This is a genomic window from Lactococcus sp. FSL K6-0773 (assembly GCF_038006485.1).
In the GTDB taxonomy this organism is placed as follows: domain Bacteria; phylum Bacillota; class Bacilli; order Lactobacillales; family Streptococcaceae; genus Lactococcus; species Lactococcus lactis.
Map to the genome: position 1 here is coordinate 441,604 of NZ_JBBOVF010000001.1, position 19,263 is coordinate 460,866.

The window sequence follows — 19,263 nt, forward strand, 5'->3', positions numbered from 1 at the left end:
CAATGCGATTAACATGAGCATTTTATCGATGAATAAAAGAAGGTTCAGCAATCTGAACTTTCTGTCAGTAATGCGATTAACATGAGCATTTTATCAATGAATAAAAGAAGGTTCAGCAAGCTGTTGCTTCTGTCCGAATAAAGAATGGAGAAATAATGCCTAAGTTACAAGAGATGATGACGATTGTCAGCCAACGTGAGGTTGCTTCTAATATTTTCGAGATGGTTCTTAAAGGAGAGCTAGTAGAAGAGATGGATTTGCCGGGACAATTTTTACATCTTGCTGTGCCTAATGCTAGTATGCTTTTACGTCGCCCAATCTCTATTTCCAGTTGGGATAAAGTCGCAAAAACTTGTACGATTCTTTATCGAATTGGGGACGAAACAAGTGGAACTTATGAAATTTTAAAATTACAATCAGGTGCAAAAATTGATGTAATGGGCCCACTGGGAAATGGTTTTCCAGTAGATGAAGTAGTTTCGACTGATAAAATTTTAATTGTCGGCGGAGGAATTGGGGTTCCACCTCTCTATGAATTGGCCAAACAACTTGAAGAAAAAAACTGCCAAATGACCATTTTGCTAGGTTTTGCTTCTGAAAAGGTCAAGATTTTAGAGAAGGAATTTGCTGAATTAAAAAATGTAAGCTTGAAAATTGCAACTGACGATGGCTCTTATGGAACAAAAGGTCATGTTGGGATGTTGATGGAAGAAATTGATTTTGAAGTTGACGCTCTTTATACTTGTGGTGCGCCAGCCATGCTCAAAGCTGTTGCAAAAAAATATGAACAGTTGGAACGACTTTATATTTCAATGGAAAGCCGGATGGCTTGTGGAATCGGAGCATGTTATGCTTGCGTTGAACATGATAAAGAAGATGAGAATCATGCCCTTAAAGTCTGTGAAGATGGCCCTGTATTTTTAGGAAAACAACTATTACTATAATTGGACTACTCTATCAGCATAAAAAAATCATCAGTAGAGCTGATGATTGTCACAAAAAAATTAGGAGAAAAAATGACCGAAAATAATCGTCTGTCAGTAAAATTACCCGGACTTGATTTAAAAAATCCAATCATTCCAGCTTCAGGTTGTTTTGGCTTTGGTGAAGAATATGCCAAATATTATGATTTGAACAAATTAGGGTCAATCATGGTCAAAGCAACAACCCTTCATCCTCGTTTTGGCAATCCGACACCCCGTGTGGCTGAAACAGCGAGCGGCATGCTTAATGCAATTGGACTACAAAATCCAGGATTAGAAGTTATAATGGCCGAAAAATTGCCTTGGCTCAATGAAAATTTTCCAGACCTTCCGATTATTGCCAATGTAGCTGGTTCTGAGGAAGATGATTATGTGGCTGTTTGTGCAAAAATTGGAGATGCACCCAATGTGAAAGTCATTGAATTAAATATCTCATGCCCTAATGTTAAACACGGCGGACAAGCTTTTGGGACAGATCCAGATGTTGCAGCTGCGCTAGTCAAAGCTTGTAAAGCGGTCAGTAAGGTGCCATTGTATGTGAAACTTTCACCCAACGTGACCGACATTGTTCCGATTGCAAAAGCAGTTGAAGCTGCTGGAGCAGATGGATTGACAATGATAAATACACTGATGGGTGTACGTTTTGATTTGAAAACACGAAAACCTGTTTTAGCAAATATCACAGGTGGATTGTCGGGTCCAGCAATTAAACCAGTTGCACTCAAACTCATTCATCAAGTGGCTCAAGTGGTTGACATTCCAATCATTGGAATGGGCGGGGTTGAAAGTGCTCAAGACGTTTTAGAAATGTATATGGCAGGAGCTTCAGCCGTTGCTGTTGGCACTGCCAATTTTGCTGACCCATTTGTCTGTCCAAAAATCATTGAAAAATTACCAGAGGTAATGGATCAATATGGAATTGATAGCTTAGAAAACTTGATTCAAGAAGTTAAAAACTCAAAAAAATGATTTTATTATTAGCTAAAATTACTGACAGCCTGTTTAATCATTCTGTCAGTAAAATGCGACCAAAGCGAGCATTTTATGGATAGCTAAAAGAATTGTCAGCGGAGCTGATAATTCTGTCATTAAATATTTAGAAAAAGGAAGTAGAAAAAATGCAAGAAAATAGACCTGTCATTGCCCTTGATTTCCCTGAATTCTCAGACGTAAAAGATTTTCTCGAAAAATTTGATCCGTCAGAACAATTGTATATTAAACTAGGAATGGAACTTTTTTACACGGCTGGACCCCAAGTCGTTTACTATGTAAAATCGCTCGGCCACAGTGTATTCCTTGATTTAAAACTCCATGATATTCCAAACACCGTTGAATCCTCAATGCATGTTTTAGCACGTTTGGGAGTGGATATGGTTAATGTTCACGCCGCTGGTGGTGTTGAAATGATGGTCGCGGCTAAACGCGGTTTAGAGGCTGGAACGCCAGTTGGACGGCAAAGGCCAAAATTAATTGCTGTCACACAATTAACCTCAACTTCTGAGGAAATTATGCAAAATGACCAAAAAATTATGACTAGTCTTGAAGAATCGGTTATTAATTACGCACAAAAAACCGCTCAAGCAGGACTTGACGGTGTCGTTTGTTCGGCACATGAAGTTGAAAAAATTAAAGCAGCGACATCGAAAGAATTCATTTGTCTCACACCGGGAATTCGCCCAGAAGGTGCAAGTAAAGGCGACCAAAAACGAGTAATGACACCTAAAGAAGCAAGAACAATTGGTTCAGATTATATTGTTGTCGGCCGTCCAATTACCCAAGCAAAAGATCCAGTAGCTAGCTATCATGCGATAAAAGCAGAATGGAATCGATAAAATGAAAAAATTACTTCACTTTTTGGTTGTGTTACTTGGAATATTTGTAGCTTTTATACTGGCTCGATTATTCATAGAGATTTATACGATTGTTGGTGATGTTTATTTACAAGTTGATAATAAAACAATCACTCTTTATAAAGTTTTAGCCGAGATTGATTATTTATCAGTTGGGATTACTTTTGCGATGGTTTTTGCTTACATGGCTCCTATTAGACTTAATTGTTGTCGTCGTCGTAAGATCATGGTTTAAAATTCAAAATAAAAGTCAAAAACAAAGTCAAAAAGTGTGGAAGAATAAATTTACTAAATTTTGGTTTCGCTATCGGTCAATACATATTACTTTTATCTTACTCTCAATCTTTACTAGCCTTTCACTGACGGCACCTGCAATGGTCATGAATAGTTTTACTGCGATTGTTTCTATTTCAGTATTGGTGATTAATCTCAGCAAAAAAATCGGCTAAAAATGGCCGATTTTTTTATTTTATTGGATTTTTTGCAGGAGTTCCGGCTTTGCGTGGGTATTTTTTAGGGGTTTCTTTTTTCTTTTCAATCAGAGCAATGTGACGCTCATCACCGTTAGGCAATTCATAAGCGACTTCTTTGATAAATTTTCCACCAAGTGTAGCAATTGCCTTTTTAGCGTCATTCAATTCTTCTTCAAATTGAGCTGCTTTTAATGACAATAAAATACCATTTTTCTTGAGAAAGGGAATCGTAAATTCAGTCAAAACAGAAAGTCTAGCAACCGCACGGGCAGTAACAAAATCAAAAGTTCCACGATAATTAGCATCCTGACCAAAATCTTCAGCTCGTCCGTGAAGTAAAGTCACATTTTCGAGGCCTAATTCCTCTGTCAGTAAACTTAAAAAATTAATTCGCTTATTGAGAGAATCAATGATAGTCACTTTTAATTCAGGGAAAATAATTTTCATTGGTAAGCTAGGAAAACCAGCTCCAGCACCAATATCTAAAATGCTGACAGGTTGGTCAGTAATCAATCCATATAAAATTGGTGCAATAGAATCATAAAAATGTTTTAAATAGACTTCATTTTTTTCAGTAATTGCTGTCAAGTTAATTTTTTCATTCCATTCAACCAAGAGTTCAAAGTAGCGTTCAAACTGTTTGATTTGTTTATCAGAGAGTTGAATATCAAATTCTGTCAGTGCTGACAAAAATTCATCAGGGGTCATAAAGTTCGCTCCAAAAGTTTTCTAGTAATTTCAGCAATCAGCTCACGATTTTTACCTTTTGGTAATTTATCAATTAAATTTAATGCTGAAAGAGTATAAGATTTTGCAAGTGCTTTGGTTTTTTCAAGGGCATCAGAAGTTTTGATAAAATCATAAACTTCATCAAATTTTTCATTTTTAATTAATTCAGAAACAAGAGCATTGTTTTCCTGTAAAGCAAAGAGAACAGGAGCAGAATAAATGCCTTGTTTAATGTCTTCAAGTACCGGTTTTCCAAGCGTTTGAGCAGTCGATGCATAATCTAAATAATCATCCATAATTTGGAAAGAAATCCCAATATTCATTCCAATTTTATAAGCTCGTTTGGTCAATGTATTATTTTTAGAAATTAAAGGAGCAACAGAAGCAGAAAGTGCAAAAAGTTCTCCCGTTTTTCCTGAAATATTTTCAATATAATCATCTAAAGTTTGTTGAAGATTAAAATGATGATTAAGTTGACCAAGCTCACCACCTAATAAACGCTCAATTGAACCAATATTTTTGGTTAAATTTGATAATTCTAATGAGTGTTCAGACATTAGACGAAAGACAGCAATAAATAAATAGTCCCCAGCATAGACGGCAATTTCTGGTCCGTATTTTGCTGACAAAGTAGCTACGCCACGCCGTGTGTCTGCGTGGTCAATGACATCATCGTGAACCAAAGTCGCTGTATGCATCATTTCGACAGAAGCCGCAAGTGCCAATCTTTCACTTTCAGAAAGATCAGTAAATCCTGAAAATAAAAGTAAATAAGCTGGACGCAACATTTTTCCGCCCGCATCAAATATATCAAAAATAGCCGATTTAACATCTGAATTTTTGATGGTAACGTGGCTTTTCATTAATTGTTGAACTTGAACCAATTCTTTTTCAAGCTCTGGATAGTCTTTCCAAAAGTTATTTTTTAAGTCCATTGTTTACTTTCTTTAATAAATAGTTCTTGAATAGGTTTAACACGTGTAATTAATTGATTTCCAGCAATGCCAATTGCAAAACCAGCAAGTATTCCAAAAAAGGCAAGCCAAGGCAAATAAAGCATAACAGAAGTTGTTTTAGCTAAAAGAGAAGCCATTGCTAATTGGCCAAAATTATGAAAAAATCCACCAACTGTCGAAATTCCAATCATTGAAACCAGTTTTGGTCCAAATTGCTTCATCAAATACATGGCTAACAGAGATAAGATTCCGCCTGCAAAAGAGTACAGAAAAACGGAAAAACCAGTAAAAAGTGCTGTAATTAATAGACGAAGAATTTGCATGACCCAAACTTGTCGCCATCTTAAAGTGAAAACTGCAATAATCATCACCAAATTGGCAAGGCCCACTTTAGCTCCAGGTGCAAAAGCAAAAAAAGGAGGTAAAGAGCTTTCAATAATTCCCATAACTACCGCAGCAGCTGTCAATAGAGAAACATAAACGTATTCTTTAATATTCATACTTTATAATCTACCTGTTCATCCTTTTGACCACTCATAACTTCAATCACTAAATTATGAGGTAAACAGACGATAGTTTCCCCAGTCTTAGAAATATAGCCCCTTTGGACGTCAATTTGGTCTTTACAATTGGCTTCGACAACCGCAATTTCACCATTTTTAACTTGTATTTTATTATAATCGCCATCTTTATCACGGTAGGTCCAAGTTTGATTTTTATTTAAATTAAAAGTTTTAATCACCTTACCACTAATTCTTAGTTCGGCCTGAGCTCCCTTGGAACCAGTAGCGAAGAAGAACAAGGTTGAGAAAGAAGCGATGAACAGTAGAAAAATAATAACAAAATCAAGCGGTTTTGTCTTTATGCTTTTAAAAAAATTAACCGTGTTTTTAAAGAAGTTCATTAAGGTTAATTATAGCAGAATTAATGAAAAAATTCACGAAATCAAAAAGAAAAAGCCTTTCGGCTCTTTCTTATTTTTTAGTGATATTTTTTGAGTCATCTTTAGAAAGCTCTTTTGCTTTTTCAATGATGTAGTTTTTCAAATTCGCACCGATTTGTGGGTGTTCTAAACCATATTCAATTGTTGTTTCAACAAAACCAAGTTTATCACCAACATCATAACGTTTTCCAGTAAATTCATGAGCAAAAACGCGTTGTGTTTTATTCAAACGTTCGATAGCATCAGTCAATTGGATTTCATTTCCTGCACCGGGAACTTGTGTTTCTAAAACATCAAAAATTTCAGGAGTTAAGAGGTAACGACCGATAATTGCAAGGTCAGAAGGAGCTTCATCAACATTTGGTTTTTCGACAAAACGTTCAACATTGTAAAGGCCTTTAGAAACTTCACCGTTAGGGTCAATGACACCATATTTATCAACATCATCATGAGGAACTTTCATAACCGCGATTGTTGAAGCGTGAGTTTTTTCATAATCATTGATTAGGTCTTTAGTTAAAGGAGTTTCATTCCCAGTAATATTCATCAAGTCATCGCCAAGCATGACTACAAAAGGCTCATTTCCAACAAAAGCTTTAGCTTGAAGAACGGCATGTCCCAATCCTTTTGGATGAGATTGACGGATAAAGTGAAGATTAATATCTGTCGTTTCTTCAACAAGTTTAAGTAATTCTGTTTTTCCTTTTTCAAGCAAATTTTGTTCAAGCTCAATGTTTGAGTCAAAATGGTCTTCAATAGGACGTTTTGCTTTACCAGTAACAATCAAAATATCTTCGATTCCTGATTTCAAGGCTTCTTCAACGATAAATTGAATAGTAGGTTTGTCGACGATTGGCAACATTTCTTTGGCAATCGCTTTAGTTGCTGGCAAAAAGCGAGTTCCGAGACCAGCGGCAGGAATAACAGCTTTACGTACTTTTCGGGCTTTAGTTGGAATAATGTTTTGTTTCATGGATAATTAACTCCTTTATAGTTAGATAAATCGTATTTACTCTTTATTTATTATTAATGAATTCATTTTCGGCACGAGTTTCGCGGCGCATGATATCAAGAATTCCAGTTTTTGCATCTAGATTTTCATAGAGAACTTTGTAGATTGTTTCGGTAATTGGCATATCGATACCTAGCTGTTGAGCGAGCTCAAAAGCAGCTTTAGTGGTTGAAACACCTTCAATAACCATTCCCATATTTTTTTCAATATCAGCTAGCTTTTCGCCGCGACCAAGAGCATCACCCGCGCGCCAGTTTCGTGAGTGAATTGAAGTACCTGTTACAATTAAGTCACCAACACCAGACAAACCGCTATAAGTTAAAGGTTCAGCTCCCATAGCCACACCTAAACGAGTAATTTCGGCAAGGCCACGTGTAATAATTGCTGCTTTAGCATTATCACCAAAACCAAGACCGTGCAGAGCACCCGCACCTACAGCAATAATATTTTTAAGGGCGCCAGCTGTTTCAACACCAATAACATCAGTATTAGTATACAGACGGAAGTAGTCGTTGCTAAAGATTGCTTGAGCGTATTTCGCTTCATCATGGTCTTTAGAAGCTGCAGAAATTAAAGTAATATCACGAACAATTGTTTCTTCAGCATGAGAAGGGCCAGAAACTACCACGATTTCTCCTCGCAATTGAGCGGGGATTTCTTCTTCAAGAATAGTAGAAATTCGCTCATGTGTCCCTTGTTCAAGCCCTTTAGAAGCGTGAAGAATGTGTACTTTGTGTTTAAGGACTTCGGCTACTTGTTTTGCGACCAAACGTGTCACTTTAGTTGGTACAACAAATAAAATAGCATCAACGTCTTCTAAAGCTAAATCTAAACGATCAAATGCTTTTATTTTTTCATCCAAAACAACATCTTTAAAATAGCGTGTATTTGTATGCTTTTCATTAATTTCAGCCATCTGTTCTGGGTTATTTCCCCAGATACGAACTTCATGACCATTATCATTAAGAACTTGTGAAAGTGCAGTTCCCCACGAACCTGGGCCTAAAACTGCAATTTTTTGTGGATTCATAGAAATGATCCTTTCTTTCGTTTTGGTTTCCTTTACATTTTAACATAAGCAAGAATAAAAATCAGCCCTAAGTATGATTTAGGGTTCAAATATTATGATAAAATAGAAATATATCCGAAAGGTTATTCTTAAAAATGAAATTTAAAAATTAGAAACTTGTGAGAACAGGACGCAAGCGGGAGGAAAAAAATATGCCAGTCAGTTTATTTATGAATCATCAGGACATGATGTTCGGTTATGGTCATCTAGGAATCGTGAATGTGATTTTTGGATTAGTTCTCTTTTTCTTAATTATAAAAATGATTATCGGAATTAGTTTTATGCGAAAAAACCCCGATGAAAGAGAAGAAGGATATAAGGATAAAGGAATGAGCAAAAAAGAAAATATTGAACGTTACCACGAAGCAGGACTCTCAGATACGGATATTAAAATTTTCCGTGAAAACTTGTCAGAAGCAAAAGAAAATATCAAAACTTGGGAAAAATTACTGAAAAAAGAAGATGATTTACAAGTTGTTGAATCAGTGACAGGTGGTTTAGAAGCCAGCAAACAAACGTTTAAATATATTGTTCAAAATCCACAAGAACTCACAAAACAAAATGAGTTTCTATATAAAGACTTGCCAAACATGGTCAAATTGTCAGAGAAATTTATTGAGATGAAGAAACAGTCAGTAAGAACAGAAGAAATCAATCGTGATTTAGATGAAACCTTACTTTTGATAAAAACACTCTCACATTCAATTTCTAAAAACTACCATGAAATTTTGATGGACGATGTCAATGTCATCAAACATCAAGTTGATTTTGACAAATAATTTTACTGACAGACGTTTTAAAAATTCTTGTCAGTAAAACCGATGATTCTGTCAGTAAAAAAACAAATATTCCTGTCAATTTTGGCAGGAATCATTTATAATTAAAAGTAAAGAAATATAAGTATAGCAAAGGAAATTAAAGATATGGATAATCCAATTTTAGATGATTTGATGACCAATGATAAAGTCATTAAAGAGGCAGAGCAATTAGATGAACAACAAAAGTCAGAAATTGTAAAAATGCACGAAAAAGCCTCTTTAGCAGCAGTAGAAGTTCTTTCTACGGAAGAATTAGAAAAAGCAAAAGAATTATCAAAACAGTTGGATGAATCAAGTGCTCAATCTGTCATTAACTATGGAGCAAGCGCCCAAGATAAGATTTCGGCTTTTTCTCAAAGTGTCTTAAATAAAGTTCAGGCACAAGATTTGGGTGAAGTTGGTTCTTCACTGACAGATTTGATGTTTAACTTACAACAAGCCAATCCAAACGAATTGGTGGCTGAAAATAAAGGGATTTTTACCAAAATGTTTGGTAAAGTTAAACGTTCAATTTTTGAAGTGACGCAAAAATACCAAAAAATTGGAGCAGGTATTGATAAAATTTCTGCAAAATTGAACAATGAGCAACAAGGACTTTTGCAAGATAATGAAATGCTCGATAAACTTTACGATGAAAACTTGAATTATTTCAAGGCTTTGAATGTTTATATTGCAGGTGCTGAATTAAAAGTCCAAGAATTAGATACAGAAATTATTCCGCAAGCTCGAAAAGAAGCTCAAGATTCTACTGACAATGCCTTGATTGTTCAAAAAGTGAATGATTTAGAATCATATAAAAATCGCTTAGAAAAACGAGCTCATGACTTGCGTCTTGCTCGTCAGTTGACAATTCAACAAGCCCCACAAATTCGTCTCATTCAAAATACCAATCAAGAATTAGCTGAGAAAATCCAAACTTCAATTAACACTGCCATTCCACTATGGAAAAATCAGGTTGCGATTGCTTTGACCCTCTTAAAACAAAAAGATGCTTTGACAAGTCAACGTATTGTTTCAGAAACGACCAATGATTTGTTGCGTAAAAATTCAGAAATGCTTAAAGCATCAACAATTGAGGCTGCAACTGAAAATGAACGTGGTTTAGTAGATATTGAAACATTAAAATTAACTCAACAAAACTTAGTTGATACTATTCAAGAAACCATGAGAATTCAGGCCGAAGGACGTCAAAAACGTCAACAAGGTGAAGTTGAACTTTCTAAAATGGAAGAAGAAATTAAAGAAAAATTGTTACAATTATCAAATAATAAACAATTAAATTAAATTTTAAAATTACTGACAGAAATTGAGCGCTATTTTCATCTGCTAAAGCATGATTTGTATAGGCTCAGGCAAAATCTGTCAGTAATTTTTTATAGTGATAATTGGTATATACTGTTTATTGACAAAAAAGATAAAGGGTGCTAAAATTAAAGAAAAAGAAGAGGAGATATTTATGACTTACTATATTAAAGCAGATCAATTTTTCTACGCTTATGAAACAAAAAAAGGTGGTTTCTTAGAAATTACTGATGGAAAATTTGGAGAGTGGACAGAAGAAGCACCAGCAGGAGCTGACATTTTAGATTATTCAGGTCAATCAATTGCCCCAGGTCTTGTTGAAACACATATCCATGGTTTTGGTGGAGCGGATGCCCAAGATGCTGAAGTTGAAGGAATTATGGGAACAATGTCAGAAGGCTTGTTGTCAGCAGGGGTCACTTCATTTTTACCAAGTCCTTTGACCGATGATCATGAAGGATTGAAAGCAGTTTGTACGGTTGTAGGAGAACATTACCAAGAAGCTCGCGGAGCCAAAGTTCGTGGTATTTTCTTTGAAGGTCCATTCTTTACAGAGGAAAAGAAAGGGGCTCAAAACCCTAAATACATGCGCGATGCCAAAATGTGGGAACTTGAAGATTGGCAAGAAGCTGCACATGGAATGCTCAAAAAAATCGGTCTTGCCCCAGAACGTGATGGTTCAGAAGACTTCATCCGTAAAGCAACTGAATCAGGTGTTGTTATTGCATTGGGACATTCAAATGCGACTTATAAACAAGCAGTTGCTGGGGTACAAGCTGGAGCATCTGTTTGGGTTCACACCTTTAACGGAATGTCTGGAATGACTCACCAAGAACCAGGAATGGTTGGAGCAATTTTAAATACACCAAACACTTATGCTGAGTTAATTTGTGATGGTCACCATGTTCGTCCAGAAGCAGCTGAAATTGTAATGAAAATGAAAGGTGCTGACCATGTTGTTTTGATTACAGACTCAATGCGTGCCGCAGGACTTCCTGACGGACCTTATATGCTTGGCGAATACGAAGTAGAAGTTCGTGACGGAGCCGCATGGCTTCCAACAGGACGCCCTGCTGCTTCAATTTTAACACTCAAAACAGCTGTTAAAAATGTCATTGACTGGGGGATTGCCACACCAGCAGAAGCAATTATGATGGCTTCATTGACACCAGCAAAATCTGTAAACATTGATGATGTTTGTGGTCAAATAAAACCAGGTTTGTCAGCTGATTTTATCGTTTTAGACAATGATTTTGATTTAGTTGCAACTTATCTTGATGGTGAAAAACGCTATGAAGCGTAATATAAAAAATGAATTTCGCAAGGAATTCATTTTTTTATGAAAATATTTCATTTTTCAAGTTGAATAATCAGAAAAATAAACAAAAAGGTAAAAGATTATTTACTTTTTTGTTAAAATATAAAAGAATAGAATGGCTATTATTGTGTCATATTATAGAAGAATTAAGAGCAAATGAAGTCTATAAATTTTATTTGAAAATGCTAGAAAACCCTTGCAAAATAAGGCTTAGAAAAAAAGAAACAATGAAAACGTTTCATACAGTTTGTAAAGAGATTTTTTTATAAATACGTGATATAATGAACTAGACAACAAATGAACATGGTAAAAATATTAATAACGTTTACGTATTTTTGCTATGTATCTCAATTTCGGAGGACAGATTTAAATGAAACGCATTGCAGTTTTGACTTCTGGTGGTGATGCCCCAGGAATGAATGCGGCTATTCGTGCAGTTGTTCGCAAAGCAATTTCTGAAGGTATCGAAGTTTACGGTATCAATCACGGATATGCGGGCATGGTTGCGGGAGATATTTTCCCGCTTACGTCAGCTTCAGTTGGTGATAAAATCGGTCGGGGTGGTACATTCTTGTATTCAGCACGCTACCCAGAATTTGCTCAAGTAGAAGGACAACTTGCTGGGATTGAGCAACTTAAAAAATTCGGTATCGAAGGTGTCGTTGTAATCGGTGGTGATGGTTCTTATCATGGAGCTATGCGTCTTACAGAACATGGTTTCCCAGCTGTTGGACTTCCAGGAACAATCGATAACGATATCGTAGGAACTGATTTTACAATTGGATTTGATACAGCTGTTTCAACAGTTGTAGATGCCTTGGATAAAATCCGTGATACTTCATCATCACATAACCGTACTTTCGTTGTAGAAGTAATGGGACGTAATGCTGGAGATATCGCTTTGAATGCTGGTATCGCTGCTGGTGCAGATGATATTTGTATTCCAGAAAAAGAATTTAAGTTTGAAAACGTAGTTAACAACATCAACAAAGGCTACGAAAAAGGTAAAAATCACCACATCATCGTTCTTGCTGAAGGTGTAATGACTGGTGAAGAATTTGCTACAAAACTTAAAGAAGCTGGTTATAAAGGAGACCTTCGCGTTTCTGTCCTTGGACACATCCAACGTGGTGGTTCACCAACAGCTCGTGACCGTGTTCTTGCTTCACGTATGGGTGCTCGTGCCGTTGAATTGCTTCGTGATGGAATCGGTGGCGTAGCCGTTGGTATCCGTAATGAAGAACTTGTAGAAAGTCCAATTCTCGGAACAGCTGAAGAAGGAGCACTCTTTAGTTTGACTACTGAAGGCGGAATCAAAGTAAATAACCCGCATAAAGCTGGTCTTGAACTTTACCGTCTTAACTCAGCACTCAACAATCTTAACCTTAACTAAGTTACTGCAAATCTGTTTCTAGTTAAGTGTTAAACGCATAATTAGGGCAGAGATATATAATTAATCATTATAGGAGAAAAACACAAAATGAATAAACGTGTAAAAATCGTCTCAACTCTTGGACCTGCTGTCGAAATTCGTGGTGGCAAAAAATTTGGTGAAAGCGGCTATTGGGGAGAATCTCTTGACGTCGAAGCATCAGCAAAAAACATTGCAGCTTTGATTGAAGAAGGCGCAAATGTCTTCCGTTTCAACTTCTCACACGGTGACCATCCTGAACAAGGTGCTCGTATGGCAACAGTTCACCGCGCTGAAGAAATCGCTGGTCATAAAGTAGGTTTCTTGCTTGATACTAAAGGTCCTGAAATGCGTACAGAACTCTTTGCTGACGGTGCTGATGCAATCAGCGTTGTTACTGGAGATAAATTCCGCGTTGCAACTAAACAAGGTCTTAAATCAACTCCTGAATTGATTGCTTTGAACGTAGCTGGTGGTCTTGATATCTTTGATGATGTTGAAATCGGTCAAACTATTTTGATTGACGATGGTAAACTTGGTTTGTCATTGACTGGTAAAGATGCAGCAACTCGTGAGTTTGAAGTTGAAGCACAAAATGATGGCGTTATTGGTAAACAAAAAGGTGTTAACATTCCTAACACTAAAATTCCTTTCCCAGCTCTTGCTGAACGTGATGATGCGGATATCCGTTTCGGACTTTCACAACCTGGTGGAATCAACTTTATCGCTATCTCATTCGTACGTACTGCAAATGACGTTAAAGAAGTACGTCGTATTTGTGAAGAAACTGGAAATCCACACGTACAACTTTTGGCTAAAATTGAAAACCAACAAGGTATCGAAAACCTTGATGAAATCATCGAAGCAGCTGATGGTATCATGATTGCTCGTGGTGACATGGGTATCGAAGTTCCATTTGAAATGGTTCCAGTTTACCAAAAATTGATCATCAGCAAAGTTAACAAAGCAGGTAAAATCGTTGTTACTGCAACAAACATGCTTGAATCAATGACTTACAACCCACGTGCTACTCGTTCAGAAATTTCAGACGTATTCAACGCTGTTATTGACGGAACTGACGCAACAATGCTTTCAGGTGAATCTGCTAATGGTAAATACCCACGCGAATCAGTTCGTACAATGGCTACTGTTAACAAAAATGCTCAAACAATGTTGAAAGAATACGGACGTCTTCACCCAGAACGTTACGACAAATCAACTGTAACAGAAGTAGTTGCTGCATCAGTTAAAAACGCTGCAGAAGCTATGGATATCAAATTGATTGTTGCTTTGACTGAATCAGGTAACACTGCTCGTTTGATTTCTAAACACCGTCCTAATGCTGATATCTTGGCTATTACATTTGACGAAAAAGTTGAACGTGGATTGATGATTAACTGGGGTGTAATCCCAACAATGACTGAAAAACCTTCATCTACAGATGACATGTTTGAAGTTGCTGAAAAAGTTGCTTTGGCTTCAGGTTTAGTTGAATCTGGTGACAATATCATCATCGTTGCTGGTGTTCCAGTTGGTACTGGTCGTACAAATACAATGCGTATCCGCACTGTTAAATAATTTGTCAATTAAGAATCTTAAAACAATAATGCCTGCCGCTATCGACAGGCCCTATTGTTGAAAAGATTATATTTTATAAAATACTCGTTTATAATTTGAAAGGAATTAAAGAAAATCATGGCTGATAAACAACGTAAAAAAGTTATCCTTGTAGGTGACGGTGCTGTAGGTTCATCATACGCTTTTGCTCTTGTAAACCAAGGGATTGCACAAGAATTAGGAATTGTTGACCTTTTTAAAGAAAAAACTCAAGGAGATGCAGAAGACCTTTCTCATGCCTTGGCATTTACTTCACCTAAAAAGATTTACTCTGCAGACTACTCTGATGCAAGCGACGCTGACCTCGTAGTCTTGACTTCTGGTGCTCCACAAAAACCAGGTGAAACTCGTCTTGACCTTGTTGAAAAAAATCTTCGTATCACTAAAGATGTTGTCACTAAAATTGTTGCTTCAGGTTTCAAAGGAATCTTCCTTGTTGCTGCTAACCCAGTTGATATCTTGACATACGCTACTTGGAAATTCTCAGGTTTCCCTAAAAACCGCGTTGTAGGTTCAGGTACTTCACTTGATACTGCACGTTTCCGTCAAGCATTGGCAGAAAAAGTTGATGTTGACGCTCGTTCAATCCACGCATACATCATGGGTGAACACGGTGACTCAGAATTTGCCGTTTGGTCACACGCTAACGTTGCTGGTGTTAAATTGGAACAATGGTTCCAAGAAAATGACTACCTTAACGAAGCTGAAATCGTTGAATTGTTTGAATCTGTACGTGATGCTGCTTACTCAATCATCGCTAAAAAAGGTGCAACATTCTATGGTGTCGCTGTAGCTCTTGCTCGTATTACTAAAGCAATTCTTGATGATGAACATGCAGTACTTCCAGTATCAGTATTCCAAGATGGACAATATGGCGTAAGCGACTGCTACCTTGGTCAACCAGCTGTAGTTGGTGCTGAAGGTGTTGTTAACCCAATCCACATTCCATTGAATGATGCTGAAATGCAAAAAATGGAAGCTTCTGGTGCTCAATTGAAAGCAATCATTGACGAAGCTTTTGCTAAAGAAGAATTTGCTTCTGCAGTTAAAAACTAAAAATAAAAAGAGTTGGTTGAGATTTCAACTAGCTCTTTTTATTTTAAATTAAATTTGTTAAGCTAAAAGTATAATAAAAAAGTCTGTTCATCAACAGACTTTTTTATTTTTGTAAATTTATTTAGATTTGATGTAGTTAACACCATCAGCCTTAGGCGCAATTGCTTTTCCAAGAAAGAGTGCCAAGATGATAATTGTAAAGACATATGGAGCCATTTGTAGGAATGAAGAAGGGATTTCTTTGATTCCAGGGATTTGACCACCGATAACAGCAAGTGAGGTAAAGAGCCCAAAGAGAAGTGATGATAACATTGCTCCAATAGGATTCCATTTACCAAAAATCATCGCTGCAAGTGAAATGAACCCTTGACCAGCAATCGTTGAAACTGAGAAGTTACCAGAAATTGCTTGAGCATAAATTGCACCACCTACACCACCGAGGACACCTGAGAGAAGCACACCAGCCCAACGGTAGGCATAAACGTTGATTCCAAGGGTATCAGCTGCTTGTGGGTTTTCACCAACTGAGCGAAGGCGAAGACCGAAACGTGTTTTAAATAGAACGTACCAAGCGAGAATGGCTACAACAATTGCAAGAAACCCTGGTAGAGAAGTTTGACTAAAGAAGATTTTACCAATGACAGGGATGTTTGATAGTAGTGGAACGTTCCAATAACCGATTTGTTCACTGATATTAATTTGACCTTGTTGATAGAAAACTTGAAGTAGGAAAACTCCGAGTGCTGGAGCCATCAAGTTGAGTACAGTACCAGATACGATATGGTCTGCTCTTAGATTCACTGTAGCCACCGCATGAAGAGAAGAGAAGAGAGCACCAATTAAAGCTCCAAAAAGGATTGAGAGCCATGGAGTCATACTTCCAAACATTCCGGCAGTAGTTAAGTTGAATACAACGGAACTGAAAGCTCCGATAGTCATTATTCCTTCAAGACCGACATTGACGATACCGCCTCGTTCGGAGAAGACACCACCAATACTTGTAAAGATTAGAGGAGTTGAATAGATGAGCATATTAGCGACAATGATTTGTAAAGTATTTACAAGATTCATGCTTTTTCTCCTTTCTTCTTAGCAGCTTCTGATGCTTTGATTTCTTTAGCTTTTGGTAACATGACTTCGATAATGAATTTCACTGCAATGAAGAAAATAATTGAAGCAGTGACGACTTTAACGATTTCTGGTGGGATACCATCATTTGTCATACCAGGAGCACCTGTTTGAAGAACTGAGAAAAGAAGAGCGGCAAAGAGAATACCGATAGGGCTATTACCGCCAAGAAGAGCAACGGCCATCCCGTTGAATCCGATGTCGAGGGATGCTGACTGAGAAACAAAGTTTTGCATGTATCCAAATCCGTAAACAACACCACCAAGACCAGCAAGGGCACCAGCGACAACCATAGATAGGATAAGGGTACGTTTTGCTGAAATACCAGCATATTCTGAAGCATTAGGATTTAAACCAACAGCTTTGATTTCAAATCCTAGAGTTGTTTTAGTAAAGATAATCGCCATAATCACAAGGGCAATCAATGCAATGATTAATCCAATATTTAAGGTTGAATTATCAGTTAATGACGACATCCAATTTGTTCTGAAAGAAGCATTGGCACTAATTAGTTTTGTCTGGTCAGTAGTATTATCCATCAGGATACTTTTTTGGAACATGCTATGAATCATAAATGTTGAGAAGAACAACATGATATAGTTTAGCATGATTGTGGTGATAACTTCTGATGTTCCAAGGAGAGCACGAAGAATACCTGGTATGAATCCCATAAATGCTCCGAAGAACATTCCTATGATTACAACTAAAGGAATCATCAATAGACGTGGGATATCTGGGAAACTCAAAGCAAACCACATCGAGCTAATCCAACCAGCAAGTGCTTGACCAGACATCCCGATATTGAAGAGACCTACTTTCATTGCTACCGCAAAAGATAAAGCGGTCAAAATTAGTGGGCCCATTGTTTGCAAGGTTTCACCGATTGCTCTTGCATTTCCTAAAGCAGAAATGAAGAGGTCTTCATAACCCCAAATTGGGTTGTAGCCAAAGGCTAGCATGATAATTGCTCCCAATAAGAAACCAAAAACAATGGCTACCAGAGGAACAAGGACTTTTTTTGTTTTACTATTCATTTATGTTTCCTCCAACCATTAAAATACCGAGCTCTTGTTTTGGGGTTGTTTCAGGGCTTACAATTCCCTGAATTTGACCATCGTGAATAACAGCGATTCGGTCGGAAACATTTAGAATTTCGTCAAGTTCAAAAGAAATAACAAGAACTGCTTTTCCTTCATCACGAGCTTGGATTAAACGTTTATGAATATATTCAATCGCACCAACATCGAGTCCACGAGTGGGCTGTGATACGATTAGGAGGTCAGGATTTCGGTCGATTTCACGGGCGATAATTGCTTTTTGCTGATTACCACCAGAAAGAGAGGCAGCAGAAACCCATTCACCAGCACCACGAACGTCAAATTCTTCCATGAGTTTGCGAGCGTGACTATTTATTTGATTATAATCAAGAAAACCATATTTGCTCATTGGTGGTTTGTAGTAGGTTTGCAAAGCAATATTTTCGGCTACTGTCATTTCCAAAACAAGTCCGTCCCGATGTCTGTCTTCTGGAACATGCCCAACAGATTGTTCTGTGATTTTACGGGGGCGTTGGTTGGTGATATCTTTATTGTGGAGTTTGATAGAACCGGAATTAACCTTTGTCAAACCAGTAATAGCTTTCACTAATTCTGTTTGACCATTTCCATCAATTCCGGCAACCCCTACAATTTCACCGGCACGAACATCAAGTGATAATCCTTTTACTTTTAGAGAACCGCGACTTTCTTTGATATTTAAGTCCTTAATTTCGAGGACAATATCTTTAGGTTGAGCGGGAGCTTTCTCGGTGATGAATGAAACTGAGCGTCCGACCATCAATTCTGCAAGTTCTTGATTCGTTTTGTCACCAAGTTCAACAGTATCAATTGATTTACCACGACGAATAACTGTGATACGGTCAGATACCGCACGGATTTCATCCAATTTATGTGTGATGAGGATGATTGACTTGCCTTCTTTAATTAAATTCTTCATGATTTGCATCAATTCAGAAATTTCAGCTGGAGTCAAAACCGCTGTTGGTTCATCAAAAATTAAGATATCAGCTCCACGATAGAGTGTTTTTAAGATTTCAACCCTTTGTTGCTGACCGACAGAAATATCACGGATGAGCGCATCAGGTTCAACAGAAAGACCATAACGCTCAGAAAGTTCAAGTATTTTTTTCTTAGCAGTCTTTAAATCGAGATTGATTCCTTTAGTAACTTCATTACCAAGGATGATGTTTTCAGTAACTGTGAAGGCGTCAACTAACATGAAGTGTTGGTGAACCATTCCGATACCGAGGTTTGCTGCTTTAGACGGAGAGTCGATATTTTCGAGCTTTCCCTTAACGTGGACTTCACCTTCGCTAGGCTCGAGGAGTCCTGAGAGAATGTTCATCAAGGTTGACTTACCGGCTCCATTTTCGCCGAGCAAAGCATGAATCTCACCTTTCTTCAACTCAAGATTGACTTTGTCGTTAGCGACAAAATCACCAAAACGTTTGGTGACATCAATCATTTGAATGACAGTTTCATTTGCCATATTGGCTCCTTCTTATAAAATAATATAATAATGTAAATTGTAAAAATTACA

Annotated in this window: 19 protein-coding genes; 10 read left to right on the plus strand and 9 right to left on the minus strand. The window is 37.2% G+C overall.

Translation table 11 applies throughout. The annotated features are described in order from the left end of the window. Window positions 1-155: 155 nt before the first annotated feature. The 4 genes from MHB61_RS02205 to MHB61_RS02220 all read left to right on the plus strand — a co-directional run bounded on the left by MHB61_RS02205 (window position 156) and on the right by MHB61_RS02220 (window position 3,068). The gene (locus MHB61_RS02205) at window positions 156-944 is read left to right on the plus strand and encodes a dihydroorotate dehydrogenase electron transfer subunit (protein WP_137016230.1); all 789 of its coding nucleotides are present in this window, start codon (window positions 156-158) and stop codon (window positions 942-944) included. Between the two features lie 72 nt (window positions 945-1,016). Beyond that, complete coding sequence (locus MHB61_RS02210; RefSeq protein WP_010905897.1) at window positions 1,017-1,952, plus strand: dihydroorotate dehydrogenase; 936 nt, start codon at window positions 1,017-1,019, stop codon at window positions 1,950-1,952. A 149-nt stretch (window positions 1,953-2,101) separates the two neighbouring features. Beyond that, window positions 2,102-2,815: an orotidine-5'-phosphate decarboxylase gene (gene pyrF / locus MHB61_RS02215; protein WP_003131093.1), complete on the plus strand. Its 714-nt coding sequence runs from the start codon at window positions 2,102-2,104 to the stop codon at window positions 2,813-2,815. A 1-nt stretch (window position 2,816) separates the two neighbouring features. Then, window positions 2,817-3,068 (plus strand): hypothetical protein, encoded by a 252-nt coding sequence (locus tag MHB61_RS02220; protein ID WP_003131092.1) that lies wholly within the window; start codon window positions 2,817-2,819, stop codon window positions 3,066-3,068. Between the two features lie 229 nt (window positions 3,069-3,297). Here MHB61_RS02220 and rsmG read toward each other — a convergent pair whose 3' ends face one another. The 6 genes from rsmG to MHB61_RS02250 form a co-directional block, all read right to left on the minus strand. Next, a complete protein-coding gene (gene rsmG / locus MHB61_RS02225) occupies window positions 3,298-4,014 on the minus strand; it encodes a 16S rRNA (guanine(527)-N(7))-methyltransferase RsmG (protein WP_003131091.1) in 717 nt (238 codons plus the stop codon). Then, a complete protein-coding gene (locus tag MHB61_RS02230; protein WP_003131090.1) occupies window positions 4,011-4,970 on the minus strand; it encodes a polyprenyl synthetase family protein in 960 nt (319 codons plus the stop codon). The genes rsmG and MHB61_RS02230 overlap by 4 nt, the downstream gene beginning before the upstream one ends. Further along, window positions 4,961-5,491 carry a Gx transporter family protein gene (locus MHB61_RS02235; protein ID WP_003131089.1) on the minus strand — a complete coding sequence of 177 codons (531 nt, stop codon included), beginning with the start codon at window positions 5,489-5,491 and terminating at the stop codon, window positions 4,961-4,963. Before MHB61_RS02235 ends, MHB61_RS02230 begins: the two co-directional genes overlap by 10 nt. Beyond that, window positions 5,488-5,895 (minus strand): NusG domain II-containing protein, encoded by a 408-nt coding sequence (locus tag MHB61_RS02240; RefSeq protein WP_003131088.1) that lies wholly within the window; start codon window positions 5,893-5,895, stop codon window positions 5,488-5,490. The genes MHB61_RS02235 and MHB61_RS02240 overlap by 4 nt, the downstream gene beginning before the upstream one ends. A 70-nt stretch (window positions 5,896-5,965) precedes the next feature. Then, window positions 5,966-6,907, minus strand: coding sequence for a UTP--glucose-1-phosphate uridylyltransferase GalU (gene galU / locus MHB61_RS02245; protein WP_003131087.1), 942 nt, complete (start codon window positions 6,905-6,907; stop codon window positions 5,966-5,968). Window positions 6,908-6,950: 43 nt separating this feature from the next. Continuing rightward, on the minus strand, window positions 6,951-7,976 hold the full coding sequence (locus MHB61_RS02250; RefSeq protein WP_003131086.1) for an NAD(P)H-dependent glycerol-3-phosphate dehydrogenase: 1,026 nt from the start codon (window positions 7,974-7,976) through the stop codon (window positions 6,951-6,953). Window positions 7,977-8,167: 191 nt separating this feature from the next. On the opposite strand from MHB61_RS02250, the gene MHB61_RS02255 reads away from it, so the two are divergent. From MHB61_RS02255 to MHB61_RS02280, 6 genes are all read left to right on the plus strand, one after another. Continuing rightward, window positions 8,168-8,794: a 5-bromo-4-chloroindolyl phosphate hydrolysis family protein gene (locus MHB61_RS02255; protein WP_010905895.1), complete on the plus strand. Its 627-nt coding sequence runs from the start codon at window positions 8,168-8,170 to the stop codon at window positions 8,792-8,794. A 144-nt stretch (window positions 8,795-8,938) separates the two neighbouring features. Then, a complete protein-coding gene (locus tag MHB61_RS02260) occupies window positions 8,939-10,117 on the plus strand; it encodes a toxic anion resistance protein (RefSeq protein WP_003131084.1) in 1,179 nt (392 codons plus the stop codon). Window positions 10,118-10,289: 172 nt separating this feature from the next. Beyond that, complete coding sequence (nagA, locus tag MHB61_RS02265) at window positions 10,290-11,438, plus strand: N-acetylglucosamine-6-phosphate deacetylase (RefSeq protein ID WP_010905894.1); 1,149 nt, start codon at window positions 10,290-10,292, stop codon at window positions 11,436-11,438. A gap of 385 nt (window positions 11,439-11,823) precedes the next feature. Continuing rightward, entirely contained in the window at window positions 11,824-12,846 is a 1,023-nt protein-coding gene (gene pfkA, locus MHB61_RS02270; RefSeq protein ID WP_003131080.1) for a 6-phosphofructokinase, read from the plus strand. 87 nt (window positions 12,847-12,933) lie between these two features. Beyond that, complete coding sequence (gene pyk / locus MHB61_RS02275; RefSeq protein WP_003131076.1) at window positions 12,934-14,442, plus strand: pyruvate kinase; 1,509 nt, start codon at window positions 12,934-12,936, stop codon at window positions 14,440-14,442. A 117-nt stretch (window positions 14,443-14,559) separates the two neighbouring features. Beyond that, a complete protein-coding gene (locus MHB61_RS02280; RefSeq protein ID WP_003131075.1) occupies window positions 14,560-15,537 on the plus strand; it encodes an L-lactate dehydrogenase in 978 nt (325 codons plus the stop codon). 117 nt (window positions 15,538-15,654) lie between these two features. Here MHB61_RS02280 and MHB61_RS02285 read toward each other — a convergent pair whose 3' ends face one another. Genes MHB61_RS02285 through MHB61_RS02295 form a run of 3 tightly spaced genes read right to left on the minus strand, consistent with a single transcriptional unit; the run spans window position 15,655 to window position 19,212 of the window. Then, window positions 15,655-16,608 (minus strand): ABC transporter permease, encoded by a 954-nt coding sequence (locus MHB61_RS02285; protein WP_003131070.1) that lies wholly within the window; start codon window positions 16,606-16,608, stop codon window positions 15,655-15,657. Further along, window positions 16,605-17,699: an ABC transporter permease gene (locus MHB61_RS02290; RefSeq protein ID WP_003131068.1), complete on the minus strand. Its 1,095-nt coding sequence runs from the start codon at window positions 17,697-17,699 to the stop codon at window positions 16,605-16,607. Before MHB61_RS02290 ends, MHB61_RS02285 begins: the two co-directional genes overlap by 4 nt. Beyond that, window positions 17,692-19,212, minus strand: a complete 1,521-nt coding sequence (locus MHB61_RS02295; protein ID WP_137016228.1) for an ABC transporter ATP-binding protein — start codon at window positions 19,210-19,212, stop codon at window positions 17,692-17,694. Before MHB61_RS02295 ends, MHB61_RS02290 begins: the two co-directional genes overlap by 8 nt. Between the last annotated feature and the right edge of the window lie 51 nt (window positions 19,213-19,263).